Genomic DNA, 24,528 nt, shown 5'->3' with positions numbered 1-24,528 from the left:
AAAAGGGGGGAAACAAAATGATTGACAGGGTAGGAACGGTAATTACGCGCGGCGGGGACTTCTCAGTCACGCTCGCCAAGCCGGGCGACTTGGAAACGGTACGGCTAATGCTCGTCGAGGCGGCGAACTGGATGCAAACCGGCGGCGTCAAGCAGTGGAACCCCGAGCAGTTTACTCCGGACTTGATTCGTTCCTACTATGATGAACGGGAAATATATCTGTTGACCAGGGAAGGGGAGCCGGCAGCCATGTTTACGCTGCAGGATTCGGATCCCGATTATTGGGGGGCGCTGAACATCCCCGGATACAGTTATTTGCACCGGCTTACGGTCCGCTTGCCTTACCGCGGCCAGGGGCTGGGCGGTGAAATCCTAAGCTTTGCCGCCAAGCGGTCTAAGGTTTTGGGGCGCTCCGGACTTCGTCTCGATTGCTGGAACCAAAACGTAAAGCTGAATCGGCTTTATCAAGAGCTTGGCTTTCGCCTGCAGGGTACGGGGCGGAAGGATGATGGCCGCGAATTTAATTTGTATCAGTTGGCTCCGGCTATTTACGACCAAGCTTAATCCTTGAAAAGGGGCATCCCGCAAGCACACTTTTCGTGTACTTGCGAGGATGGCCCCTTTTTTTTCCGTTAATGAGATTGCCTATAAAAAACCCGTCAGGACAGCAGGCCTTCCGCCCGCAGCCGGGCCGTATTTTCGTAGACCTCCTGCAGCAGCCTGGAAGGCTGGGGAAGAACGGCGGGTTTTGCCAATACCGTTTCGCGCGGCCCGATCACCGCGATTTCGGACGCCGTTCCCTTCACGACCGCGCCATCCTTGATGATGGCGCCCTCGCCGATAATCGCCCGCTCGATCACCGCGTTTCGCCCGATTTTTACGCCGGGCATAATGACGCTGTCCTTAATTCGGGTGTTTCGTCCGATTTCCGTTCCTCCGAAAATGACTGAACGTTCGGCATGACCCTCCAGCGCGCAGCCATCGTGGATTAATGAACCGTTGGGGTTAACCCGTTTTTTGGGAGGAACCGGAACCGCCGGCATTTCCCGCGTATACATCGGCCAGTTTGTCTTATGAAGCTGCCAATCCGAGCTTTCCTCAAGCAAATCCATATGGGCTTCCCATAAGCTGTGGACCGTCCCCACATCCCGCCAGTATCCCTGAAACTCGTAGGCATGCAGCGGATCCGAGCCGGCAAGCATTTTGGGAATCAGATCCTTCCCGAAGTCATGGCTGGAAGCAGGATCTTCGGCATCCTCCAGCAGATGCCGCTTCAAATACCCCCAGTTAAACAAATAAATGCCCATCGAAGCCAGATTGCTTGCCGGCTGCTTCGGCTTCTCGGCGAATTCGGTGATCCGCTGTTTTTCGTCCTTGGACATGATGCCAAAACGATGCGCTTCTTCCCAAGGAACCGTCATAACGGAGATGGTCGCCTTGGCCCCATGGCTTAAGTGAAAATTCAGCATTTGGCGGTAGTCCATATGGTAAATATGATCCCCCGAAAGAATGAGGACATGTTCAGGAGCATACCCGTCGACGAACGCGATGTTCTTATATATGGCGTCCGCCGTTCCCGCATATTCCGAGGTTCCCGCATTGGAGGACGGAAGCAGAGATATTCCGCCGCCATCCGGCCGCGGCAGCATCCAGGGTTCGCCTTCCCCGATGTGCTCGTGCAGCGACGCCGCTTCGTATTGAGTCAAAACCCCGATCGTATCGATGCCTGAATTGACGCAATTGCTGAGAGGAAAATCGATAATCCGGTAATGCCCGCCAAACGGCACGGCCGGTTTTGCCTGCTTGGCGGTTAACGGGGACAATCTTCGCCCTTCCCCTCCCGCGAGCAGCATCGCAATACAGTTCTTTTTCCTCATTTCGTTTCCCTCCCGTATGTTTTTGACCGTGTAGTACATACATTAAAGGATATAATGTAGTTGAAATAAATTATGGAAATAGAAAGAAAATATTACATGAATTTTTGGAAAAAACTCATAATTTTTCTTTATCGGGAGTTTGCTTGAGTTTCGTCCGCAAAATGCTGAATGGTGGTGATGATATGTCCGAACCGTCCTGGGCTCAGGCCGTTTCGAAAACCGATGTTTATCTGTTTCATGAGGGCACCTTGTACCAAAGCTACCGTACGTTTGGCGCGCACCTCACCGAAGAGAACGGACGGCCCGGCGTTCGTTTTACCGTATGGGCTCCCAATGCATGCCAAGTCTCCATCGTTTCGGATTGGAACGGATGGAGAGGAGACCGCGATGTACTATATAAGATACCCGATTCGGGAATTTGGACTCGTTTTTTTCCGGGAATCGATGATGGAACATTTTACAAATTGGCGATTGCGGCAGCGGACGGCACAACGTTTCTAAAGGCGGACCCCTACGCGTTTCACGCGGAAGTCCGGCCTCAAACCGCTTCGGTCGTCGCCCGTCTGGACGGATATGACTGGGGGGACGCAGCATGGACGGAAAGCAGGAAGCCCCCGTACCAAAAGCCGATCAGCATTTACGAGATCCATTTCGGAACATGGCGGCAGGCGGAAGCGGGCCGGTTTTACACCTACCGTGAGATGGCGGACCTCCTGATTCCGTACGTCAAGGAAATGGGATACACCCATATAGAGATTATGCCGCTCGCCGAGCATCCATACGATCTATCTTGGGGGTATCAGGCGACCGGTTATTTTGCCCCGACCAGCCGTTACGGGAAACCGCAGGACTTGATGTATTTTGTGGATCGCTGCCACCAGGCGGGTATCGGCGTTTTGCTCGACTGGGTGCCGGGGCATTTTGCCAAGGACGCGCATGGCCTGCGGCGGTTCGACGGAACGCCCCTGTTTGAATACGGCGACCCCGCCAAAGCCGAAAAACCGGGATGGGGGACGCTCAGCTTCGATTTCGGCAAGCCGGAGGTGCGGTCGTTTTTAATTTCGAACGCTTTGTATTGGCTGGAGATGTACCATTTCGACGGGCTGCGGGTGGACGCGGTGACCAGCATGCTGCGGCTCGATTTCGAAAAAAGCGATGCCCCGCGAAACGAATACGGGGGCGTGGAAAATTTGGAAGCGATCAAATTTTTGCGGCAGTTGAATACGATCGTATTCCGTTATTTCCCGCACGCGCTGATGATGGCCGAAGAGTCCAGCGCCTGGCCGATGGTTACGGCTCCTGCCCATGACGGGGGGCTTGGCTTCAACTATAAATGGAATATGGGCTGGATGAACGATACGCTGGATTACATAGAGACGCCGTTTGCGGACCGCCCCGGGCGCCATCATCTGCTGACGTTCCCGGTGTGGTACGCCTATTCCGAAAATTACGCGCTGCCTTTGTCGCATGACGAGGTTGTGCATGGGAAAAAATCGCTGCTGGACAAAATGCCAGGCGAATATGAACAAAAGTTTGCCGGACTTCGCCTGCTGCTTGGGTATCAGTTCACTTTTCCAGGGAAAAAACTGATATTTATGGGCGGCGAATTCGGCCAATTCATCGAATGGCGGGATCAGGCCGAGCTCGACTGGTTTCTGCTCGATTACGAAGCCCACCGTCTGATGCGCGGGTACAGCGCCGCCCTTAACCGCTTTTATTTGCGGGAGCCGGCGTTGTGGCAGCTCGATCACGAACCGGACGGGTATCAATGGATTAACCCGCATGATGCCGGGCAAAGCGTCATAGGTTATATGCGCAAAGGCAAACGCAAAGAGGATCAGCTGCTTGTGCTGTTCAATTTTCAGCCGGCGGAGCGGCCCGTGTACCGCGTCGGCGTTCCGCTGCCGGGGCGGTACGAGCTCGTGTTCAACAGCGATGACGCTGGTTTCGGCGGTTCCGGTTATCCGCTTAAGCCGGTGGCGGCCGGCGAACGATTGTCTTGGCATGAACAGCCTTATAGCCTGGTTCTTTCGCTTCCCCCGCTGAGCATGACGGTGTGGAAGCGTAAAGTTTCGCCCAAACCGAAAAGGAGGGGAAGACGTTGAACATCTGCTTTGCCGCCGCGGAAGCGGCCCCTTTTATAAAAACGGGAGGTCTGGCCGACGTCATTGGAGCGCTGCCGAAAGCTTTGACCGCCGCCGGGCATGATGTGCGGATCGTGCTTCCGAAATACCGGGAAATCCCCGGGGAGTATACGGAGCGCATGAAGCATCTCGGAGCGGTAACCGTCCCCGTAGGCTGGCGCCGCCAGTACGGGGGCGTGGAAGCCCTGAATTGGGAAGGCGTGCCGGTCTATTTTATCGACAACGAATATTACTTTGGCCGGGAAGGCGTTTATGGCCATTGGGACGACGGCGAGCGCTTCGCCTTTTTGAACCGGGCGGTGCTGGAAATTTTGCCGCTGATCGGATTCGTCCCCGACGTCATTCACTGCCATGACTGGCACACGGCGATGGTGCCGCTGCTGCTTAGGGAGCATTATCAAGACAGCCCGTTCCATCAAGGCATCCGGACCGTTTACACCGTTCACAATTTGCTGTACCAGGGGATATTTCCGCCCGAAGTGCTTGGCGATTTACTTGGACTGCCGAAGTCTTACCTGCATGCGGACGCCGTGGAATATTACGGCAATGTCAGCTTTATGAAGGCCGGGCTCGTGTTCGCCGATCATGTGACGACGGTTAGCCCGACCTATGCGGAGGAGATTAAAACGGAGCATTACGGCTACGGCATGGACGGTCTGCTGCGGTCGCTGGGAAGCCGGCTCACCGGCATCGTGAACGGGATTGACAAGAGCGTCTACAATCCCGAAACCGATCTTGAGCTGTTTGCCCGCTACCGCAACAACCTCTCGCAAAAGCAGGCCAACAAGCCCGTGCTTCAACAGGAGCTCGGGCTGAATGTAGCGCCGCATATCCCGCTGGTTTCGATGATCACCCGGCTTGTGGAGCCGAAGGGACTCGATCTCGTCATCCGGGTTTTGGACGAATGGCTGGAAGGGGACGAGGTTCAATTCGCCCTTCTGGGCACAGGCGATCATGGATATGAGGATTGGTTCCGGGAAGCCGCTCACAGACATCCCGGTAAAATGTCCGCCCAGATCAAATTCAACGACGCGCTGGCGCGCCGCATGTACGCCGGCAGCGATCTGTTTCTCATGCCTTCGCGGTTCGAGCCCTGCGGCATCAGCCAGCTCCTCGCGCTTAGGTACGGGGCTGTGCCCGTCGTGCGGGAAACGGGCGGGTTAAACGATACGGTGCGGGCCTATAACGAATTTACCGGCGAAGGGAACGGGTTTACGTTCCGCAATTACAACGCGCACGATATGCTGTACACGCTGCGCAGAGCGGCCGGCTTTTACCGCGATCCTAAGCGCTGGAGCCAAATCGCGGCGAACGCGTTCGCCGGGGATTACAGCTGGAGCGCTTCGGCCGCCCGGTATGCCGATATTTACCGGACGATAAAGGCGAATGATTGAGTTTGCTTCTTCCGGTTCATTTTAAACGCCGGTACAAAATGCGGAAGCCGTAGGGGTCGAGCGATACGTTCATGACCCCGCCCGCGGGCGCGACCGGCTCTTCGGTAAGGCCGTCGCGCCAATCGCTTGTCTGCATCGGATGGGTTAAAGTTCGCGGTTCGGGCGTATTGTTCATCCAGACCGTAAAATGCATGAGCTCGTCCATGCGTTCATAAATGATGCACGGATCCCCGTGTTCGGCATGAAGAAAACGGAAACGTCCCTGCCGCAGCGCGATATGTTTTTTGCGGAGCGCGATCATCAATTTGTAGAAGTCGTACAGCTCCCGGTCCTGCTTGCTGCGGTCCCATTCCATGCATTTGCGGCAATCCGGGTCCCCCTCGCCGGTCAGGCCGATCTCATCGCCGTAAAACACGCACGGCGTCCCGATGTACGTAAACAAAAACACGACGCAAAGCTTCAGTTTGCGCTTGTCGCCGCCGACCCGGGTCAGCAGGCGGGGGGTGTCGTGGCTGCACAGCATGTTGAACACGACTTCGTTCGTTTGCTGGGGATAACGCATAATCAGGGCACCCATTTCATCGGAAAACGCGCAGCCGTCCATCCCGCCGTTAAAAAATTCCAGCACCTTGTCGGCAAACGGATAATTCATGACCGAATCGAATTGATCCCCAAGCAGCCAATTGAGCGAATCGCTCCAAACCTCGCCGATCAGGTAGGCGTCCGGGTTGGCCTTTTTGACGACCTGGCGGAATTCGCGCCAAAAATGATGGTCGATTTCGTTGGCCACATCAAGCCGCCAGCCGTCCAGTTTGATCTCTTTGATCCAGTACTCGGCGACGCCAAGCAAATATTCCTTCAGCCGGGGGTTGGCGGTGTTGAATTTAGGCATTTTCGGAAAAAAACCGAACGTATCGTACGTAGGAAATCCGTTTTCCACGCGGGCCGGGAACTGGTTGACATGGAACCAGTCGGCGTATGGAGAAGCGGCCCCGTTCTTCAGCACGTCCTGAAACGGCGGAAACTGCTCGCCGCAATGGTTGAACACGGCGTCAAGCACGACGCGGATGCCCCGTTCGTGGCAGCATTCGACGACCTTTTTCAGCAGCGCATTGTCGCCGAAGTGCGGGTCGACCTTTTTGTAATCCATCGTATCGTATTTGTGATTGGAGGGCGCGGCAAACAGAGGCGTGAAATAGATAGCCGTGATGCCGAGGTCGACCAGATCGTCGAGATGGTCAAGGACGCCCTGCAGATCGCCGCCGAAGTAATTTTCCCGGGTCGGCTTTCCGCCCCAGGCCTCAACGGGTTTCGGATCGTTGGACGGATCCCCGTTGGCGAACCGCTCCGGCATAATTTGATAAAAGACCGCCTGTTTGGCCCATTCCGGGACTTTAAACACCTCGATCTCGTGGATATACGGGAATTCGAACAACTCGCCGGGAGGGGTCGGCTCCTCCGTTTGAATCCCCGAATCCTGCATGTATACCGTTTCGGCTCCGGCTACCAGTTTAAAGGCGTACGACAGTCGCTTGAATCTTGGCCGGACCGACACCTCCCAATAGTCGAACATCCGGTCATGCGCCGCTTTTTCCATCGCCAGCTCCTGATAGGTGCCTTTCCAGTCGTATTTGTCGCCCGTCAGGGCGAAAACCCGCTCCACATCATCCCGTTTCGTGCGGATGCGAAGATGAATCGTTGCCGGGTCGTAGGCGTAGGCCCACTTGTCCCGGGGGACATGATAAAGCGCTTCAAGCAGCACGGGGCGACGCCTCCTTTTTCTCATCGAGTATTGGTTTCATGGTCCCATTATTCCCAAACTTTCCGCGGAGCATGAACCGGGGGTGACAGGTTAGCCGGTCGAGAAGGGCCGGTATACTTGACTTTTATTTAATGGCCTTATATAATCTGCATTGTAATTTTAAAAACTTTAAGGAGGATTATTAAAAAGTGACACAATCGATAAGACTTCGTTTCCCAACTTTGAACCGTTAATTTAATACGTTCAAAGGCTCCGTTTGTGTATACGGAGTAAACGGGATAAGTCTGTCCTTTTTTAATAATCCTCATTTGCGCATAGAAATATGTAATTATGCAGAAAGGCAGCTCACTTTGCCTTTCTTTTTTATTTTTATTTGGCGACAGCTTTCTTCAGCTAACCCTCTAATTCGAATTAGGATGGGTCTTCTTCCCTTTACTCTGATCACAGGCGGATTGCCTGTGATTTTTTTATTGCGAAAGGTGGAGATCATATGACCAAAAGAAAGCATAAGTACAGTGGAAGAAAGCTAAGCCGCGGGGAGCCTCCCAATTTTTCCGGACAGCATTTAATGCACAATAAAAAGTTGCTTTATGAAATTGTGGATCGGGCAAAGGTCGGAGGTGAAGACACGGTTTTAGAGCTGGGAGCCGGAAAGGGCGCTTTGACGACGGTGCTGAATCAACAAGCCAAAAAGGTATTGGCGGTAGAATATGATGCCCGATTTGTCGAGATCCTCAAGGAGAAAACGGCAAATCAGCCCAATACCATCGTGATTCATCAAGATATTATGAAAATCCGTTTGCCAAAAGAAAAGTTTATTGTTGTCTCCAATATTCCGTATTCGATCACAACGCCCATTATGAAGCTGCTGCTGAACAATCCTGCAAGCGGTTTGCAAAGGGGCATCATCATCATGGAAAAGGGAGCGGCCAGGCGCTTCACCGCAAAATTCATGAAAAATTCTTATGTTCTAGTTTGGAAAATGTGGTTTGATATTCGTTTTGTCAAAGCAATATCGAGAGATGATTTCTCTCCGCCGCCAAGTGTGGACTCGGCCATGGTAATGATCACTCGAAAACGGGCACCTGTATTACCGCAAAAAGGCTACAGCGTTTTTCTCGGGCTTGCCGAATATGCGCTCAAGCAACCGGAATCCCCGATTGAGTTTGCTTTTCGCGGAATTTTCACACCGCCGCAAATGAAGCTATTGCGGAGAAAGCTGAACATCGAAAATGAAAAACCTGTCGGTACGCTCAATGAAGAGCAATGGGGGATTGTTTATCAAACCATGGTTCAATATGTACCGTACCATAAATGGCCGAGAGTAAAGCGGTGATAATTGACCAAAGTATTATAATTGGAGGGGCGCTGGCAGAGCGGAGGCCGGATATGTGTGAAAATCTGATGAATGGCACGAAAATCCTTTGCATATATATACAAACTGATTTATAATTAGCCCAGTAATGATCACGTTATTAATTTGTGAAGAAAAGGACAGGAGAGAGACGAATGAAAAAATGGGGCATATTACTAACAGCTGTCTTGATGCTGACTTTCGTGTTGGCGGCCTGCGGACAGGAAAAAAATAACGGCGCGGGTCAGGCCGGCAACAAGGCCGGTCAAACGACGCAAAACGGTGCACAAGCGGCCGAACCCGACACGAACGAAACGGACAAAACATTAACGATTGGCATGAGCGCGGATTTCCCGCCGTACGAGTTCCATATTAAAAACGAGCAGGGCGAGGATGAAATCGTCGGCTTCGATGTCGAGATCGCCAAAGAAATCGCCAAAGACATGGGCGCGAAGCTGGAGATTAAGGATTTGAAGTTCGACTCCCTGCTTAACGAGCTGGCGAGCGGCCGGGTAGATTTGGTTATCTCGGGTTTAAGTCCGACGCCGGAGCGCGCTAAGCAAATCGATATGTCGAAAATTTACTATAAAGCCGAACAGGCGGTAGTCACCCGCGAGGCGGATAAAGACAAATTCGCCACCATGGAATCGCTGGAGGGCGCTAAGATCGGCGTGCAGCAGGGTTCTATCCAGGAAGAAATGGCTAAGAAAATTCCGAACGCCAAACTGACTTCGCTGGCCAAAATCAGCGATATCGTCATGCAGCTTAATACCAACCGCGTCGATGCGGCGATACTGGAAGGCCCTGTAGCGAAATCGTTCGTCAAGAACGTCAAAGGGATTGTCATTACCGACGCTACACCGGAAAACGAAGACGAAGGTTACGTGATCGGCGTGAAGAAAGGCAACAAGGAGCTGTTGGATCAGGTGAATTCCACGCTGGACCGCTTGATTGCCGACGGCAGCATCGATAAGTTCGTCACCGAAGCGAGTGAACTGGCTGAGAAATAATGGCGGATTGCAACCTGCAGAAAATAGCGAAGCCCATTTCGCTATTTTCTGTTTTTTTGCGTAAGGGTTTGAGGTAAACGAGGAGGAATGAAGGCTTTATGAATTTGATTTCGATGTTTATGGAATACCGAAGTTATTTTCTCGCCGGTGTGCAGTATACGCTGCTTCTGGCGGCGATCAGCGTGGTCTGCGGCTTTTTCCTGGGGCTGATCATCGCACTCTTGCGCATGTCTCCTTGGGGGATCGTGCGTTTTCTCGGCCATGCCTGGGTGGAATTCTTGCGCGGCACGCCGATGATGGTGCAGCTGCTGATCATTCACTATGGGTTTGCGTTTATGTTCGACATCAACTTTTCGCCGATCCAGTCCGGGGCGATTACACTGTCGATCAACAGTTCGGCTTATTTGGCGGAAATATTCCGCGCCGGCATCCAAGGCGTGGACCGCGGGCAAGGGGAGGCCGCACGATCGCTTGGGATGACCAAGGGAATGGCGATGCGGCATATCATCATCCCCCAAGCGATCAAATCGGTGCTTCCCGCGATCGGCAACGAATTCATCACGATCATCAAAGAATCGTCCATTGTATCGATCATCGGGACGGCCGAGCTGATTTTCCAGGCGCAATCGGTCGTGACCATTACGTACGACGGCATGACGCCGTACCTGATCATCGCGATCATGTACTTTATTTTGACATTTACGCTGTCCCGTATTTTGGGCGTGTTCGAAAGGAAGTTGAAGACCAGTGATCACCGTTAAAGGTTTGCATAAAAAATTCGGCCAATTGCACATTTTGAAGGGGATCGACCTGGAGATTTCCAAAGGCGAAGTCGTCGTCGTCATCGGCCCCAGCGGCTCGGGGAAAAGTACGTTTCTGCGCTGTCTGAACCTGCTCGAGGTTCCGACGGAAGGCGAAATCCGGTTTGAAGGCGAATCGATTACCGGGAAGGGCCACAACATCAACAAAACCCGGGAGAAAATGGGCATGGTGTTTCAACATTTCAACCTGTTCCCGCACAAAACGGTGATCGACAACATTACGTTGGCTCCGGTTCGCGTGAAAAAAATGGAGAAAAGCTCAGCGGAGAAGATCGCCGTTGAACTGCTGCGGACGGTCGGACTGGAGGATAAGCGGAACGCGTATCCTGCCCAACTATCCGGCGGACAGAAGCAGCGGATCGCGATCGCCCGCGCGCTGGCGATGGAGCCGCACGTCATGCTGTTTGACGAGCCTACTTCGGCGCTTGACCCGGAAATGGTCGGCGAGGTGCTGGACGTGATGAAGAGCCTGGCGGAACGGGGGATGACGATGGTCATCGTCACCCATGAAATGGGCTTTGCCCGCGAGGTCGGCGACCGCATCCTGTTCATGGATCAGGGCGTGATTCTCGAGCAGGGGACGCCGCAGCAGGTGTTTGGCGCGCCGCAGCACCAGCGCACGAAGGATTTTTTAAGCAAAGTGCTGTAGTGCCTTTAAGCTAGTATCCTCATATGTTTTTATTTCACTTCACCATATTTTTTCTTCTGATATCAAGTGAACTCCTCTTAATTTAGCAGAATCCTGCTTTCGAGGAGTTCACTTTTAATTCGTAAACTCGACCTCGTTTTCTCTATTCAAGGCGTCTATATATGAAATGCTGTTACCTCAGCTCAAGACCAGTCGAAAGATCAATGCTGAAGGCCACTTCAGAAGTTTTTTAGCTCAAAAATCGAGATCGGTGCTTGAAGAAATAAATGATGACTTTGGCTCTATTGATTCCAGGATGACGGACTGAGGTGGCTGTCTATAGCGTTTGTGTCTTGGTGTTCCTGCCTTGGTGTTCCTGCCTGCTGCCTGCCTTTGCACGATTATCCCCTTCTTTCAGGAGCAGGGAGCAGGGGGTGGGGGTTAGAGCAAGGGTTCCAAAAAAGAGAGAACAAAAAACAAAAAAAGGGGGAAAAAATGAGGCGGTTCAGGTGAGATTTTTGGCTTGATAAGAGAACACGTGTTTGGTATAATGAAATAAATGGAATTTATGTTCGTGTATTCTTGATTCGGGGGCGAGCGAATATGGAAGTCAATACGGAAACGGAACTTCAACCATTCAGCAGCCGTTTTAACAGCGAGCAGGACTGCATGGAGGCGCTGATCGCGATGAAGTGGCCAAGCGGCTTCGTCTGCCCGCGCTGCGCTTACACCCGGTGCAGCCGTCTGTCTTCCCGGCATATCCCTTTGTTCGAGTGCGGAAAGTGCAAGCATCAAACATCTCCTTTGGTCGGCACGATTTTTGAAGGAACGCATCTGCCCTTGCTCAAGTGGTTCGAGGCCCTGGATTTATTCCTGCTCCCGGGCGGCATCTCGGCGCTGCGGCTGAGCAAGGTGATCCGGGTCACCTACAAAACCGCCTGGTCGATGCTGCACAAAATACGTCATGCCGTGGGGGAGTTCGATGCCCGGGAGCTGCTCTCCGGAGACGTGAAGGTGAACAGCGATCAGTATGGGCGTAATCCGTCCCGGTGTCAGCTTTCGCATCCGTACGCCTCGGCGGTCGTAGCGGGATGCACGGTCACGGAGTCGGGCGAGCCGGAGCAGGTCAAAATCCGCCTGGTGCCGCATAAGCGGGGAGGCGAAAAGAGGGCAAACCGTCGCGATCTAACCGTGTTTATTGGCGGGCATGTGGATGTCCGTACATCGGCGGTGCAGTTGTTCTCTCAGGCCTTTCGGCTATATGCGCCCTTGCGGAGAGTGGTGAGAGAGGCGTGGGAATCGCTGAAGGGTACGTATGGAGCCTTGGGACTGAAGCATCTGCAGGCGTACCTGAACGAATACACCATACGCCGCCGGCTGCGCCTGTCCGGAGGACTGCCCGGAGCGGAAGAAACGCTGCGGCAGAAGTTGCTGCGCATGTGTGTGGCAATTCCGGCGATTCCTTACCGCCGGCTGATCGCACGCCAACCGAATCAGTCCCTTGCGGCTGCAGCCTGATAGAAATGATTGAACGCTACGGACATTGCACAAACGGATTCAGACTGCAGCAAGATCACGGTTTTTTCTTTTTTTCCGTTGTCTTGCCCCATTCTCCCGTCAGGTCTGCTTCACTTCACTTCTCCTAAACCTTCTTTTCCCGAACCTGGCTAATGATCTATGAACAGATTTATTGATCTCGAACATATCTGCTTTTCCCAAGCATATCTGCTTCTCCCGAACAACACATCTTCTTCTCTGCTTCCTGATCAAACGGGATAATCGTGCAAAGCCGTCCGGACAGCGGATGTTAATCTGCCGACCACCCCACCGGCCTTCCCTTTCCTCAAGATTGGCTAGAAGCTTGTTTGTACGTTACAACATGATGAGTTGTTACTTTTTTTACATGATTCCATAAATAAATAATAGCGGCAGAATGCGGGTTTGCGCGTTTTGGATACTATTTCCTGTCCAATTGGTTACAAAATTGTGATATATTTAGATAGCCAAAACCTGCCTCGGCAGGTGCGGGGGATGATTCAGCGAATAACGGAACGTTAAACGAAACGTGACCGGTTTTCTTGGGGTGAAGCGCTCGCATTGGGCGCCGGGGATAATCCTTTTTCCCGAATCCGACAACTAACTCCGCAGGCGTATAAAAGGAGGAAGAACAGCATGAAAAATCTCTTATTCTCGAAGATTGCAAAAACAACGTTGGTAGCCGCAAGTTTGGCGGCGGTTTTACAGACGGTACCTGTGCACGCGGATGCGGTACATACGACGGAAGAAGGAGATACCTTCTATCTGTTGGCCAAAAAGTACGGAGTCGGCTTGGAGCAATTGATGAACGCCAATCAGGGGATTGATCCCGGCAATATATACGAGGGGCTGAAGTTGATGATTCCGGAAATGGAGGCTCCCGAAGCGAAAGCAGCGGCGCCGGAATCGAACCAGGCTCCCGCGGCAAAGACGATGAAAGCCGACGCGGTGTCGGGGCCGACCGTATTGCCATCGGACAAAGTCGTCGAAGCCTGGGGCAAAACGTTTAATTATTCCCATACGATTCAGGTGAAAGCATCGGCATACTCGGCGGCCGCCGACGAAAACGGAAAATGGGGCGCGGTCGATTATTTCGGAAACCCGTTAAAGCTGGGCACGATCGCCGTCGACCCGGACGTGATTCCGATGGGAACGAAGGTACTGGTCACCGGATATAATCATGATGGCTTGCCGAAGCAGGCGTTTGTGGCCACGGCCAGCGATCAGGGGGGCGCGATCAAAGGCAACCGCATCGACATCTTCATTCCCGGCAGCGTCAAATCCGTCGAATCGTTCGGGTTTCAGGATGTCACCCTGTACGTGTTGAAGTAAATTCGTTTGCTTATATGTAGATCCAGTAAAGAAAGTGCGAGCGCTAGACCATTGGGTCTGATGCTCGCGCTTTTCTTTTTTATCTATACTTCGCCGTATTTAGCAATTCGGCCAAATCGACAAACTGGTAACCTTTGTCCCGCAGCGTTTGGATAATGTCCGGCAAAGCTTGGATCGTACCGTTTAAATTGGATCCTACTCCGCCGCCGGCATGAAAAAGAACGATCGAACCGGGCTCTATGGCGCCGAGCACGTTGTTTTCGACCTTGGATTTGTTCAGCCCTTTCCAATCCAGCGAATCCACGTTCCAGTTGACGATGGTGTAGCCGTTTTGCTTTGCCCATTTAATTTGCGGCTCCCGGATTTCGCCGTAAGGAGGACGGATCAGCTTGGGCCGGTACCCGGCGGTTTGCTGAATGATTTTTTCCGTACGCAAAATTTCCGTTTGAAATTGCTTGAGCGACCGTTTTCCGAAATTCGGGTGGCCAAAGGAGTGATTGCCGATCAGGTGGCCTTCCCGGCGTATCCGTTTTACCAGGGCAGGGAATTTTTTGGCCCGGTTGCCGACAATAAAAAAGGTCGCCTTCACACCTTCCTTCTGTAAAATGTTTAAAATTTGCGGTGTAAATCTCGGATCCGGCCCGTCGTCAAACGTCAGCGCCACTTGCTTGACCTCAGGTCCGCGAAATTTGAACGTTTCGGAATATTTGCGCCGAAGCTCGCTTAAATCGGCCGGCTTCGGTTTGGCGTCCGCCCGGGCGGCTTGAGCTTTTGCTTCCTTGTCGCCGGGCTGCAGCGCAGCAGCCGCAACGCGGGACGTTTCGGAAGAAACCGATACGACGGGCATGCTGCCCCCGATTACTGCGAGAATGAAAACGGAAATCAGGAAGTTTCTGAACAGGGTAGTCAACATTTTTCCTCCTTCGTCCGGGTACTGTTATGATTTGGTATGCCCATCTTTAACGGGATTTATAAAGACACAATTATGAAAAACATCACAGACGTTCTTCCCGAAAAATTGCATCCTTTGATGAAGCAGACGTAAGGAAGAGGTGGATTTGATGGCTATCGTGGTAAGCAACAGGCGGGTTGCCGATGACGTGTTTTTATTGACGGCGGAAGGCAGCTTTGCCGGGAAAATGGGCCAGTTTTATATGCTCCGCGCCGGCGAACGGTATCCATTGCTGTCGCGGCCGATCAGCATTTTCGATTTGACGGAGGACCGGATCGGATTTTTGTACCGGATTGCCGGGGAAGGAACCAGCCTGATCTCTCAGCTGAAGCCTGGCGATCCGCTCCGGATGGAAGGGCCTTTCGGCAACGGCTTTCCCTCGCTAACGGGAAAAACGGCATTCATCGGCGGCGGCATCGGTATCGCCCCGTTTTATTTTGCCCTCAAAACGGCGCCACAGGCTGACGTATATCTCGGCTTCAGCCGGGAAGCGTACATGGTCGAAGAGTTTCGCCAGGCATCCGCGGGCCGGACTATCGTTGATGTGGGCGGTTCGATACTCGACCGCGCCGATTTTGACGCTTATGACACAATCATCGCCTGCGGGCCGCATTCGATGCTGCAAGCCGTGCAGCAAAAGCAGGCAAGCGCGGGAAGCCGGGCCAAAGTGTACGTGTCTTTGGAAAACCGGATGGCCTGCGGCATCGGCGCTTGCTTGGTGTGCAGCGTGAAATGCCGGGACGGCCGGAAAAAGGCGTGTACGGACGGCCCCATTTTTCCGGTGGAGGAGGTGGTTTTTGCATGAGCGGGATCGATTTGTCCTGTGCCATCGCCGGGGTTTCCTTTAAGAATCCGGTCGTTATGGCCTCCGGTACGTTTGGTTTCGGGCGGGAGTACGGTGCGCTGTACGATATCAACAAGCTTGGAGGGATCAGCGGCAAAGGCTTGACCCTCCGTCCAAAGGCGGGAAACGACGGCCTGCGCGCGGCCGAAACGCCTTCCGGAATGCTCAACAGCGTAGGCTTGGAAAATCCCGGCGTCGCTGCTTTTCTCCGCGATGAATGTCCGTATTGGGAAACGCTCGATTTGGCGCGTATCGTAAATTTGGGCGGGAACACGCTCGAGGAATACGCGGAGGGCGCGCGCTTGATCGATGAGGACGCCGCCTGGCGCAAGCGGGAGGGACGTCAGGCGGTCGACATGATCGAATTAAACATCTCGTGCCCCAACGTCAAGGAGGGCGGGATGGCCTACGGGATCAAAACGGAGATCGCCCGCGGCGTCGTCCGCGAGGTGCGCGCGGCCACGAAGCTGCCGCTGATCGTCAAGCTGTCGCCGAACGCCGAAGACATTGCCGGGATGGCCGTAATGTGCCAGGAGGAGGGCGCCGACGGGGTTTCGCTGGTCAATACGTTTTCGGCAATGAAAATCGACATTTACCGGCGGCGCAGCGTCTTCGACAACCTGTACGCCGGATTGTCGGGGCCGGCGATCAAGCCGATCGCATTAAGGATGGTCCACCAGGTGTGCCGGGCCGTTACGATTCCGGTGATGGGCATGGGCGGTATCGGCAGCGCCGGGGATATCATCGAGTTTATTATGGCGGGAGCGGCCGTTGTGCAGGTGGGGACCTACAATTTCGTGCAGCCGTGCGCGGGCGAGCAACTGGTTGCCGGGCTGACCGAGTTTATGCGCTCGGAAGGCATCCGAAATTTGGACGAAATCCGCGGAATCCTTTAAAATGTGGTTATACATGGAGAAAAGGAGGCTGCGGCATGTTGACATTTGACGACATCAAGCTGGAGGCGATTCCGATGGGGCGCGATTTGCTGCTCACGATCGGCGGCGGCGAGGTCCATATCGGCGCGGCGTCCACCGCTTACGCGGCGGAAGGGGGCGTTACCGTGCAAACCTCGGCCGTTCCCGGCCACAAAGAGCACACGCTAAGCGAGGATTTCGCCCGCCGCGCCGCCGCGGCGCTGAATCGGACGGTGACCGTGGTCATGGGAATCCATTACGATGATTTAAGCAAGGCGGAAATTTTGGCCGTTTCGCAAAAAGCCTCCGCTTTACTGGATGATTATTTGCAGGAGGTTAAAAAATGACTACCGATTCGCAGCAAGACAAATTTCGCCGCAAAGCGCTGCAGGTTCCGGACGCGCAGGGACGGATTCTGCCTTATGCCCGGCGCCTGCCGGCAGAAACCGTAGCGCTGCCGGACGCGCAAGGACGGATTTTGGCCGAACGTGTGACAGCCCCCCATCCGTATCCGCATTTTCGCCGGTCGGGGATGGACGGCTTTGCCATCCTCAGCCGGGATACGCAGGGCTGCGGCGCGAACCGCCCGGCTCTGCTGGAGGTGGTGGACGAGATCCCCTGCGGCTCTCTGCCTTCCGTACCGCTCGCGCCGGGAACGGCGGCGCGGATTATGACCGGGGCGAAGGTGCCGGACGAAGCCGACGCTGTGGTCATGTTTGAAATGACCGAGACGATCCGGCAGGACGGCAAAACGTATATCCGGCTCATTCGGGAGATCGACCCGGGCAAGAATATTACTCCCGTCGGGCTGGAGCTTGCCGCGGGAGAGGTCATTTTGGAGCCCGGGCGCAAGGTGGGGGCCGGAGAAATTTCCGTGCTCGCAACGTTTGGGATCGACCGGGTGCCTGTCGTAAGAAAGCCGCGGATCGCGGTTTTTTCCACCGGTTCGGAGCTGCTGGCTATAAGCGAACCGCTGCAGGACGGAAGAATTCGCAACAGCAATGCGTACATGCTGGCCAGTCAGATTAAGGACGCGGGTGCGGAGCCGTTTATGCTGGAGGCGATTCCCGACGATCTGGAGCTGGCCCGCCAGCGGGTGCGGGCGGCGTTTGCCGATTACGATGCGGTGATCACCACCGGGGGCGTTTCCGTCGGCGATTTCGACATTATGGCCGATCTTGTGTCCGGCGGCGAGGTGGAAATGCTGTTCAACAAAGTGACGATGCGTCCCGGCAGCGTGACGACTGCCGCCGTGAAGGACGGGAACCTGCTGTTCGCGTTATCCGGTAATCCCGGCGCCTGCTTTGTTGGCTTCGAGCTGTTCGTGCGCCCGGCGATCGGCCGGATGCTTGGCGTTTTGCAGCCGTTTTTGCCGGAAATGACGGCGGAGCTAGGCCGGCCATACAAGAAAATCAACAACTTTACCCGATTCGTCCGGGGGAGGCTGGAAGCGCGCGAGGGCAAGCTTTACGCTTATCCGGCCGAGCTTGACGAATCGGGCGTGATGATCACGATTAAGGACAGCGATGCGCTGATTGTCATTCCTCCTTCCGGCGAAGCGAGGGAAGCCGGGGAAATGGTCACCGTGCTGAAGCTTCCGGGCGCTTCTCTTTGAGCGCTTTGGACAAGGAGGTTAACGAAATGGCGCCGATCATCCAAATCGTCGGCTATAAAAACAGCGGTAAAACAACGTTAATAGCCCGTCTTGTGGAGATGTTTCATGCCATGAATCTTCGCGTTGCCGTCATCAAGCATGATGTCCACGGCTTCGAGGTCGACCGGGAAGGGACCGATACATACCGCCACCGCCAGGCCGGCGCTTCCGCCGCCGCCATCGTCTCGCCATGGCGCACGGCGATCGTGGAGGAGCGGGAAACGCCGCTGGCGGACTTGATCGGGCATTTTCAGGCGTATGATCTTATTATTATTGAAGGCTTCAAGCGCGAGCCTTATCCGAAAATGGTGTTCATCCGCTCCGCCGAGGACGAGCATCTGCTGACGGAGCTCGGCGGGGTTTGCGCCGCGGTGTACAGGGAAGAGGCTCTCCCCGATCCGGACAAGCCGCCGCGGCCTGGACTTCGCTGCTTTGAGCGGAACGATGTGGACGGGATATTGTCGTTTCTGAAGCAAAATGTCCTAGTCTAAGCAAAAAGGACTTCTCAGCATAAAATGCGGGGGAGTCCTTTTTCGCGTACGGCGGCCGGCAGACGGATTTTTTACGATCCGCCGCTGATCCGGCGCTCGATTGCTTCGGACATCGTTTTGTCGGTGAGATGGGCGTAAACCTCAGTCGTTTCCGTCGAGGCGTGTCCGAGCTGCTCTTTCGTTTTGTAGATGTCGTTTTGCAAATAATAGTCCGTCGCAAAGGAGTGGCGGAGCTTGTGCACGGTCAGATAAGGTTTGCCGAACCGCTTGGCGTATTTGATGATCATCGCCTGGATGGCCCGCTTTGTCATCCGCTTGCCTTCCTTTTGCCCGTTGGGGACGGCGACGAACAGCGCTTTTTCCCGTTTCGGCGTGCGGTAACGCGTTTGCCGCAGCGTTAAATAATGAGCGAGATCGTCTTTGGATTGCTCGCGGAAATAGACCGGCGTTTTGAACGTTTCGTCATTGTTCCCTTTGCGGTACACATAAACGAGCTTATTGTTCAAGTCCAGGTCGTCGACGTTCAGGTTCACGACCTCGGACACCCGCAGCCCCGAATTCAGGATCAGGCTGGCGATGCAGGCGTCGCGTTCTTTATTTTGCTCGTAAGCGTAAAGCGCCTGCTTATTTCCTTCGATATCGTGGCCGTAGCCTTCGGCGATGTAGCCGATAAATTCGAGCAGCTCGTCCTCCTCGAGGATTTTCCCCTTCAGCTTGGCCGCCGTATCCTTCGGCTTGTGGATGCGTTTGATCTCTACCTTGGCCATAATGTTGCGTTTCAGCAGCGGGTAAAAATTTTCATCCTCGGCGATCTGGCTTAAATAATGGAACAGGGAACGAAGGGACGACATCTTGCGCGATACCGTGATTTTCGAATTCGTCCCATCGGTCCGGGTCGTCAAGTGCAAGCGGTAGCCGACCACATCTTCCATGCGCAGCGTCTCCAGATCGGTCAGCGAAATTTCCTTGTTGGTTTCGGCCTTCGTCAACCCTTCGGCCCGCAGCCAGCCGAAAAACTGCTCATAGTCCCGAACGTATTCCAGGAGCGTGGAAGGAGACAGGTCGGGCAGCTTATAATCGATAAACTGCTGTACAAACCAGGGCATAAGCGGCGTTTTTTCGTCCAGCTTTTTACGGTCGATCGTTTTCTGAACATTCACTGGCCGGCACCTCCAGCCCGCACCAGAAACACATAATCCGGATCGCGGTGGCTTTGCGGGACTTTGCGGATTTCCACATTCCCGAAAAAAGCGTTCAGCCGCCCGGCGAACTCCGGAGAGGGGGTGGCGCTCCAAAAAGTAATGCAGCCGTCCGGGTTGATCCGCGCGCCCAAAGCTTGCAGTCCCCGGTTATCGTACAGCGACGCGTTGCCGTCGAACACTTTCCAGTCCGGGCCGTTATCGATATCGAGGCAAATCAGGTCAAACGTTTCGTCGGTCTCCCGAATCCAGGCGATCAGATCGGCGTGCACCAGCCTGGTTTTCGGATGACGTAAGGCATAATCGGAAACGGGGGCCAGGACGGTGCGGTTCCATTCGATTACCTTCGTCTCGATTTCGACGACCGTAACCTCCCGTACCCGCGGGTCCGAGAGCGCTTCCTGCAGCGAAAAGCCGACGCCCAAACCGCCGATCAGCACTTTGCCGGGAGCCTTCGCTTGCTCCAGGGCGCGGCGCACCAGCAGACGTTCCGATTCTCCGTTATAGGTGGCCATCAGAAACGTGCCGTTGCTGATGATTTCATAAAATTCGCCGCGCCGTTGCAGTTGGATTTCCCCGCGCGGAGTAGAGGCGCGTTCGATGATTTCGGCGGGATGATGGGTATCGTTCATCAATAACTACCTCCCATTTAGTTAACATAACAATAATTATGTACAGTTTTTGCGTTTGCTGTGGTTCGATTGGACTCTTTAGCTCTCATTCGATTTGGAATGATCGAGCAGGGCTTGGTTGAATCTTTCCAAATACCGCCCGAAGTGCCGGGCATCCTCGTCGGACCAGTCTTTGAGCAGTTCGCTGATCCGGTTTAACCGGCCCAGCTTGTAAGCAAGATATTCCGTGGTTCCAAGCTCCGTGATTTCCAAAAAATAGGCCCGGCGGTCTTCGGGATCGGGCGTGCGCTTGACGTAGCCTTTCTGCTCCAGGGCGGCGGTCTGCCGGCTAACGGTGGAGATATCCAGCTGAAATTCGTCGGCCAACGCCTTGACGCCGATGGAGCCGAAGGAGCGGATGTGATGCAGCAGCAAATAGGCGGAACGATCGAGGTTGCCGTTTTTTTTCGCCGCGGTCACGAAGGTCATCCGGCGGTATAAGATGGCGATTTCCAACTCGATGGTTTCCAGGGAAGTTTGATCCATATCATGAATACCTCACAGCTTTTTAATATAATTTTATCGTAACATATCGACTAGAGAATTTGAAATGAAACCAGGCGGGGCAAGACTTGGGAGGGAGGCGGAAGCCCGCCCGTAACCTTGACAAAACAACAAGTAGTTGTATAATACAATTATATGGATTAGGGGGATTGGCATGCAAGCGCATGAAATGATGATCAAGCAGGTCTACAAAGTGAAGGAAAGCGATACGGTCCGTTCGGTGATTGAAAGGTTCATCGAGCATCGGATCAGCGGGCTGCCCGTCGTGAACGAACGAAACGAAATCGTTTCATATATCAGCGACGGGGACATCATGCGCTACATCGGCAAACATCGCGACGTTGTCGTTGACTCGATCTATTATGTGGCCGTCTTCAAAGGGGATCAGGAAGCTTACGAGGAAAGAGCGCGAAGATTGCTGGATCTCAACGTGATGGAAATCGGCAAAAAGAAAGTCATTAAAGTTTCATGGGATGAAGAAATTGAGAACATTGCGGCGATATTGGGGAAAAAGCAAATCAAAAAGCTTCCCGTCGAGCGTAATGGGGTGCTCGTGGGCATCATCAGCCGCGGGGATGTCATCCGGCATTCCTTCAAATCTTTAATGTAAGACGAAAGGAAGATTATATGTCATCATCTACATCATCGGCCAAAACCGCGCCGCTAAGCGGTACATCAAGCCATTTGGAGCTTGGGGAACCAAGCTTGCTGAAACAACCTAAGTCCGTATGGGCTGTTTTTTTTGCCTCGATCATCGCCTTTATGGGTCTTGGTCTCGTCGATCCGATCCTTCCGGCGATTTCCGCAAGCCTGAACGCTACGCCCAGCCAGGTTACCCTACTGTTTACGAGCTATAACGCCGTCATGGCGGTGGCCATGCTGATTACGGGGGCGATTTCGTCCCGCATCGGCATCAAATGGACGCTACTGGCCGGCATCGTCGTCATCGCCGTCTTTTCGGCGCTTGGGGGCATGGCCGGCGACGTGTGGACGATCATCGGGCTGCGCGGCGGCTGGGGCCTCGGCAACGCTTTGTTCGTGGCCACCGCGTTATCGGCTATCGTTACGCTGTCAAGCAGCGGCACGGGCAAAGCGGTCATCCTATATGAAGCGGCGGTTGGTCTGGGCATTTCAGTCGGACCGCTGCTCGGGGGCTGGCTTGGCGCCATTTCCTGGAGAGGCCCGTTTCTCGGCGTCGCCTCGCTGATGGTCATCGCATTCATTGGACTCATTTTGCTGATGCCCAAGGAGAACAAAGGGGAGGTCACACGCTCCCGCACCTCGATCCTGGCCCCGTTTAAGGCGATGAAACACCGCCCCCTGGTCGTATTGGGGCTGACCGCTTGCTTTTACAACTTTGGCTTTTTCACGCTGATGGCTTACGCTCCGTTTGTCATGGGACTCGATGAGCACGGGCTGGGTTACGTCTTCCTGGCTTGGGGGATTTTGCTGGCCATCACTTCGGTCGGCACCGCGCCGAAACTGCAGGAAAAATTCGGCACCCTCAAATCGATGTGCGCGATGCTGTTCCTGTTCTCTTTAGTGCTGCTGGCGATGGGCATTTGGACGAATTCACCTTGGGTGATCATCGCCGCCGTTATTTTTGCCGGAGCGCTGCTCGGCAACAACAATACGCTGATCACGACGGCGGTCATGAACGCAGCGCCGATAGAGCGGTCCACCGCGTCCGCCTCCTACAGCTTTCTCCGCTTTTTGGGAGGCGCGGTTGCTCCGTTTTTGGCCGGGAAGCTCGCCGAATGGTACAACCCGCACGTGCCGTTCATCGTCGGAGCCGGGTTCGTCATGCTGGCGGTCGTGTTCATTGCATTAAACCGCAAACATGTGCAGCACGTCGACCAGGTGGAATCGGCGCATTAACCGCCGTATTAGCACCTTGAGATTAATGGCATGAATTAATTTACTTCACTAGATTAACTGTACTGAGGCCCGCTTGCGGGCAGCGATTAGACCTTACGGTTTATCACGCCGCCCTCTAGCGGGGCTTTTGTTTGCTTATAATCAGTGATCAGTCCATTATTGCAGTTCCTTCGGCAGTGCTACCGCCAATAATCGTTTATCCGTTTGGGCCTGCCATTTCGGCGAAAGCAGCGGGACGGAGACGCTTTCCGCCGCATTGTTTTTGGTGGAAGCGGCTGTCGTTGGGGCTGCCTGGACAGCGTCTAAAGAAGCGTCGGAAGTCCAAGACCCGAAGCGAGCAGGGCTGTAGTAAGAATTGTGTTCAGAATAAGCTTTGATTGTGTCAATAGAACCATCTCCTTCATGATTACCGTCTCAGTTAATAAAACGCGGCAGAAGGAGGGAAGTTACTTTAAACAAATGTAATGCAAAATAAAAGCCCAGCCCGCTGTGTTCATTTCAGCGTCTGGGCGTTTTTTACTGTTGGTGCGGAGTTACCGTAATTACAGCTCCAGCTTGGCGATTTCCGATTTCAGCTTGTTGGCCGAAGCTTGGAACTGCGTCAATTCCGCGTCGCCTAGCTGCAAATCGAGCACTTGGCGTACACCGGTGCGATCCACGATGCTCGGTGCGCCGAGATAGACGTCCGAAACTCCGTTGTAATCGGTCAGCAGGGTGGAGACGTTCAGCACGGAACCTTCGTTTTGCAAAATCGACACGATAATCCGGTCCAAAGCCAGCGCGATCGCGTAGGAGGTGGCTCCTTTGGCGTTAATGATTTCATAAGCGGCGTTTTTGGTGCTGTTAAATATCTCCTCGCGCTCTTGTTCGTTGAACTCCAGGCCGATGCCGGCCACGTTCGCCAAGCTCCACAGCGGCACCTCGGAATCGCCGTGCTCCCCGATGATATGCGCGTGAATGCTGCGCGGGTTGATTTTTTTGTTCTGTCCGATCAAATAGCGGAAACGGGCGCTGTCGAGCAGCGTACCGGAGCCGATGACACGGTTCGACGGAAATCCGCTCTTCTTCAAGGTTACGTAAGCGAGGATATCGACCGGGTTGGTAGCTACCAGAATAATGCCATGATTGTTGTACTTCACGATGTTTTGAATAATGCTGTCAAAAATGCCGGCATTGCGCTTAAGCAGGTCGATCCGGGTTTCGCCGGGACGCTGGGAAGCCCCGGCGGCAATGACGATAATATCGGCGTCCGCGCAATCGCTGTAGTCGCCTGCCCATAACTTGACCCCGCCGGTAAACGGCAGGCCGTGATTCATGTCGAGCGCTTCGCCAAGCGCTTTTTCCTTATTCGCATCGATCAGGACGAGCTCGGAAATCCGTTCTCTTAACAGCAGCGTGTACGCCGTCGTCGCCCCCACGGCACCGGTACCGATAATCACGACCCGGCTGGAGCGCAGTTGGGTTTTCATCAAATCATCTCCTTAAAATGTAGATTCCCGTTTAGGATAGATTGCACCGAAGCCAGGCTACTTAACCTTTCCTTCCAACAATCGAAAAATTGCGA

24 protein-coding genes and 1 riboswitch are annotated in these 24,528 nt (G+C 54.0%); of the genes, 17 read left to right on the top strand and 7 right to left on the bottom strand.

The annotated features are described in order from the left end of the window. The first annotated feature begins 17 nt into the window (after positions 1-17). Positions 18-563 carry a GNAT family N-acetyltransferase gene (locus DYE26_RS06555; protein ID WP_051985448.1) on the top strand — a complete coding sequence of 182 codons (546 nt, stop codon included), beginning with the start codon at positions 18-20 and terminating at the stop codon, positions 561-563. 95 nt (positions 564-658) lie between these two features. On the opposite strand, the gene DYE26_RS06550 is transcribed toward DYE26_RS06555, so the two are convergent. Further along, positions 659-1,876: a glucose-1-phosphate adenylyltransferase gene (locus tag DYE26_RS06550; RefSeq protein WP_036623062.1), complete on the bottom strand. Its 1,218-nt coding sequence runs from the start codon at positions 1,874-1,876 to the stop codon at positions 659-661. 182 nt (positions 1,877-2,058) lie between these two features. On the opposite strand from DYE26_RS06550, the gene glgB reads away from it, so the two are divergent. After that, the gene (gene glgB / locus DYE26_RS06545; RefSeq protein WP_036623061.1) at positions 2,059-3,981 is read left to right on the top strand and encodes a 1,4-alpha-glucan branching protein GlgB; all 1,923 of its coding nucleotides are present in this window, start codon (positions 2,059-2,061) and stop codon (positions 3,979-3,981) included. Further along, positions 3,978-5,414, top strand: a complete 1,437-nt coding sequence (glgA, locus tag DYE26_RS06540) for a glycogen synthase GlgA (RefSeq protein ID WP_036623059.1) — start codon at positions 3,978-3,980, stop codon at positions 5,412-5,414. Before glgB ends, glgA begins: the two co-directional genes overlap by 4 nt. Before the next feature lie 16 nt (positions 5,415-5,430). On the opposite strand, the gene DYE26_RS06535 is transcribed toward glgA, so the two are convergent. Continuing rightward, the gene (locus DYE26_RS06535) at positions 5,431-7,176 is read right to left on the bottom strand and encodes an alpha-glycosidase (protein WP_115311187.1); all 1,746 of its coding nucleotides are present in this window, start codon (positions 7,174-7,176) and stop codon (positions 5,431-5,433) included. A 188-nt stretch (positions 7,177-7,364) separates the two neighbouring features. On the opposite strand from DYE26_RS06535, the gene DYE26_RS34775 reads away from it, so the two are divergent. From DYE26_RS34775 to DYE26_RS06500, 7 genes are all read left to right on the top strand, one after another. Further along, positions 7,365-7,409 carry an erythromycin resistance leader peptide gene (locus tag DYE26_RS34775; RefSeq protein WP_115311283.1) on the top strand — a complete coding sequence of 15 codons (45 nt, stop codon included), beginning with the start codon at positions 7,365-7,367 and terminating at the stop codon, positions 7,407-7,409. A 257-nt stretch (positions 7,410-7,666) separates the two neighbouring features. Beyond that, on the top strand, positions 7,667-8,512 hold the full coding sequence (gene erm / locus DYE26_RS06525) for a 23S ribosomal RNA methyltransferase Erm (protein WP_036623056.1): 846 nt from the start codon (positions 7,667-7,669) through the stop codon (positions 8,510-8,512). 173 nt (positions 8,513-8,685) lie between these two features. After that, positions 8,686-9,540, top strand: coding sequence for a transporter substrate-binding domain-containing protein (locus DYE26_RS06520; protein ID WP_036623055.1), 855 nt, complete (start codon positions 8,686-8,688; stop codon positions 9,538-9,540). Between the two features lie 98 nt (positions 9,541-9,638). Further along, complete coding sequence (locus tag DYE26_RS06515) at positions 9,639-10,301, top strand: amino acid ABC transporter permease (protein ID WP_036623054.1); 663 nt, start codon at positions 9,639-9,641, stop codon at positions 10,299-10,301. After that, positions 10,288-11,010, top strand: a complete 723-nt coding sequence (locus DYE26_RS06510; RefSeq protein ID WP_036623053.1) for an amino acid ABC transporter ATP-binding protein — start codon at positions 10,288-10,290, stop codon at positions 11,008-11,010. Before DYE26_RS06515 ends, DYE26_RS06510 begins: the two co-directional genes overlap by 14 nt. 582 nt (positions 11,011-11,592) lie before the next feature. Next, a complete protein-coding gene (locus tag DYE26_RS06505) occupies positions 11,593-12,507 on the top strand; it encodes a transposase (protein WP_051985447.1) in 915 nt (304 codons plus the stop codon). 473 nt (positions 12,508-12,980) lie between these two features. Continuing rightward, a riboswitch (cyclic di-AMP (ydaO/yuaA leader) is annotated at positions 12,981-13,156 on the top strand. A 5-nt stretch (positions 13,157-13,161) separates the two neighbouring features. Further along, on the top strand, positions 13,162-13,857 hold the full coding sequence (locus DYE26_RS06500; protein WP_036623051.1) for a 3D domain-containing protein: 696 nt from the start codon (positions 13,162-13,164) through the stop codon (positions 13,855-13,857). Between the two features lie 79 nt (positions 13,858-13,936). On the opposite strand, the gene DYE26_RS06495 is transcribed toward DYE26_RS06500, so the two are convergent. Next, entirely contained in the window at positions 13,937-14,767 is an 831-nt protein-coding gene (locus tag DYE26_RS06495) for a polysaccharide deacetylase family protein (protein WP_227872758.1), read from the bottom strand. A 151-nt stretch (positions 14,768-14,918) separates the two neighbouring features. On the opposite strand from DYE26_RS06495, the gene DYE26_RS06490 reads away from it, so the two are divergent. The 5 genes from DYE26_RS06490 to mobB are packed head-to-tail and all read left to right on the top strand — an operon-like array spanning position 14,919 to position 18,712. Then, the gene (locus tag DYE26_RS06490) at positions 14,919-15,614 is read left to right on the top strand and encodes a dihydroorotate dehydrogenase electron transfer subunit (RefSeq protein WP_036623050.1); all 696 of its coding nucleotides are present in this window, start codon (positions 14,919-14,921) and stop codon (positions 15,612-15,614) included. After that, entirely contained in the window at positions 15,611-16,549 is a 939-nt protein-coding gene (locus DYE26_RS06485) for a dihydroorotate dehydrogenase (protein WP_036623048.1), read from the top strand. Before DYE26_RS06490 ends, DYE26_RS06485 begins: the two co-directional genes overlap by 4 nt. Positions 16,550-16,584: 35 nt before the next feature. Beyond that, the gene (gene lpdD / locus DYE26_RS06480) at positions 16,585-16,914 is read left to right on the top strand and encodes a prenylated flavin chaperone LpdD (protein ID WP_036623046.1); all 330 of its coding nucleotides are present in this window, start codon (positions 16,585-16,587) and stop codon (positions 16,912-16,914) included. After that, entirely contained in the window at positions 16,911-18,182 is a 1,272-nt protein-coding gene (locus tag DYE26_RS06475) for a molybdopterin molybdotransferase MoeA (protein WP_036623045.1), read from the top strand. The genes lpdD and DYE26_RS06475 overlap by 4 nt, the downstream gene beginning before the upstream one ends. A gap of 26 nt (positions 18,183-18,208) precedes the next feature. Next, positions 18,209-18,712 carry a molybdopterin-guanine dinucleotide biosynthesis protein B gene (mobB, locus tag DYE26_RS06470; RefSeq protein ID WP_036623044.1) on the top strand — a complete coding sequence of 168 codons (504 nt, stop codon included), beginning with the start codon at positions 18,209-18,211 and terminating at the stop codon, positions 18,710-18,712. Between the two features lie 71 nt (positions 18,713-18,783). Here mobB and xerS read toward each other — a convergent pair whose 3' ends face one another. The 3 genes from xerS to DYE26_RS06455 all read right to left on the bottom strand — a co-directional run bounded on the left by xerS (position 18,784) and on the right by DYE26_RS06455 (position 21,068). Then, complete coding sequence (gene xerS / locus DYE26_RS06465; protein ID WP_036623042.1) at positions 18,784-19,872, bottom strand: tyrosine recombinase XerS; 1,089 nt, start codon at positions 19,870-19,872, stop codon at positions 18,784-18,786. After that, the gene (locus tag DYE26_RS06460) at positions 19,869-20,543 is read right to left on the bottom strand and encodes a spermine/spermidine synthase domain-containing protein (protein ID WP_036623040.1); all 675 of its coding nucleotides are present in this window, start codon (positions 20,541-20,543) and stop codon (positions 19,869-19,871) included. The genes xerS and DYE26_RS06460 overlap by 4 nt, the downstream gene beginning before the upstream one ends. Before the next feature lie 78 nt (positions 20,544-20,621). Further along, positions 20,622-21,068 (bottom strand): MarR family winged helix-turn-helix transcriptional regulator, encoded by a 447-nt coding sequence (locus tag DYE26_RS06455; RefSeq protein WP_036623039.1) that lies wholly within the window; start codon positions 21,066-21,068, stop codon positions 20,622-20,624. Between the two features lie 172 nt (positions 21,069-21,240). Here DYE26_RS06455 and DYE26_RS06450 point away from each other — a divergent pair, with 172 nt between their 5' ends. After that, positions 21,241-21,696, top strand: coding sequence for a CBS domain-containing protein (locus DYE26_RS06450; RefSeq protein ID WP_036623038.1), 456 nt, complete (start codon positions 21,241-21,243; stop codon positions 21,694-21,696). Positions 21,697-21,713: 17 nt separating this feature from the next. Further along, positions 21,714-22,964: an MFS transporter gene (locus DYE26_RS06445; protein WP_036623036.1), complete on the top strand. Its 1,251-nt coding sequence runs from the start codon at positions 21,714-21,716 to the stop codon at positions 22,962-22,964. A 542-nt stretch (positions 22,965-23,506) separates the two neighbouring features. Here DYE26_RS06445 and DYE26_RS06440 read toward each other — a convergent pair. Continuing rightward, on the bottom strand, positions 23,507-24,433 hold the full coding sequence (locus tag DYE26_RS06440) for an L-lactate dehydrogenase (protein WP_115311186.1): 927 nt from the start codon (positions 24,431-24,433) through the stop codon (positions 23,507-23,509). Between the last annotated feature and the right edge of the window lie 95 nt (positions 24,434-24,528).

The organism is Paenibacillus macerans (assembly GCF_900454495.1).
GTDB classification, from domain to species: Bacteria; Bacillota; Bacilli; order Paenibacillales; family Paenibacillaceae; genus Fontibacillus; species Fontibacillus macerans.
Note: the sequence above shows the minus strand (reverse complement) of the source record. Positions and strands in the feature narration are given on the sequence as shown.

Coding starts and splice junctions, on each gene's coding strand:
- DYE26_RS06445 (WP_036623036.1), top strand. CDS start 21,714: ATGTCATCATCTACATCATCGGCCAAAACCGCGCCGCTAAGCGGTACA.
- DYE26_RS06490 (WP_036623050.1), top strand. CDS start 14,919: ATGGCTATCGTGGTAAGCAACAGGCGGGTTGCCGATGACGTGTTTTTA.
- DYE26_RS06520 (WP_036623055.1), top strand. CDS start 8,686: ATGAAAAAATGGGGCATATTACTAACAGCTGTCTTGATGCTGACTTTC.
- DYE26_RS06500 (WP_036623051.1), top strand. CDS start 13,162: ATGAAAAATCTCTTATTCTCGAAGATTGCAAAAACAACGTTGGTAGCC.
- DYE26_RS06455 (WP_036623039.1), bottom strand. CDS start 21,068: ATGGATCAAACTTCCCTGGAAACCATCGAGTTGGAAATCGCCATCTTA.
- DYE26_RS06505 (WP_051985447.1), top strand. CDS start 11,593: ATGGAAGTCAATACGGAAACGGAACTTCAACCATTCAGCAGCCGTTTT.
- DYE26_RS06485 (WP_036623048.1), top strand. CDS start 15,611: ATGAGCGGGATCGATTTGTCCTGTGCCATCGCCGGGGTTTCCTTTAAG.
- glgB (WP_036623061.1), top strand. CDS start 2,059: ATGTCCGAACCGTCCTGGGCTCAGGCCGTTTCGAAAACCGATGTTTAT.
- DYE26_RS06550 (WP_036623062.1), bottom strand. CDS start 1,876: ATGAGGAAAAAGAACTGTATTGCGATGCTGCTCGCGGGAGGGGAAGGG.
- mobB (WP_036623044.1), top strand. CDS start 18,209: ATGGCGCCGATCATCCAAATCGTCGGCTATAAAAACAGCGGTAAAACA.
- DYE26_RS06450 (WP_036623038.1), top strand. CDS start 21,241: ATGCAAGCGCATGAAATGATGATCAAGCAGGTCTACAAAGTGAAGGAA.
- DYE26_RS06460 (WP_036623040.1), bottom strand. CDS start 20,543: ATGAACGATACCCATCATCCCGCCGAAATCATCGAACGCGCCTCTACT.
- DYE26_RS06475 (WP_036623045.1), top strand. CDS start 16,911: ATGACTACCGATTCGCAGCAAGACAAATTTCGCCGCAAAGCGCTGCAG.
- lpdD (WP_036623046.1), top strand. CDS start 16,585: ATGTTGACATTTGACGACATCAAGCTGGAGGCGATTCCGATGGGGCGC.
- erm (WP_036623056.1), top strand. CDS start 7,667: ATGACCAAAAGAAAGCATAAGTACAGTGGAAGAAAGCTAAGCCGCGGG.
- DYE26_RS06555 (WP_051985448.1), top strand. CDS start 18: ATGATTGACAGGGTAGGAACGGTAATTACGCGCGGCGGGGACTTCTCA.
- DYE26_RS06440 (WP_115311186.1), bottom strand. CDS start 24,433: ATGAAAACCCAACTGCGCTCCAGCCGGGTCGTGATTATCGGTACCGGT.
- DYE26_RS06515 (WP_036623054.1), top strand. CDS start 9,639: ATGAATTTGATTTCGATGTTTATGGAATACCGAAGTTATTTTCTCGCC.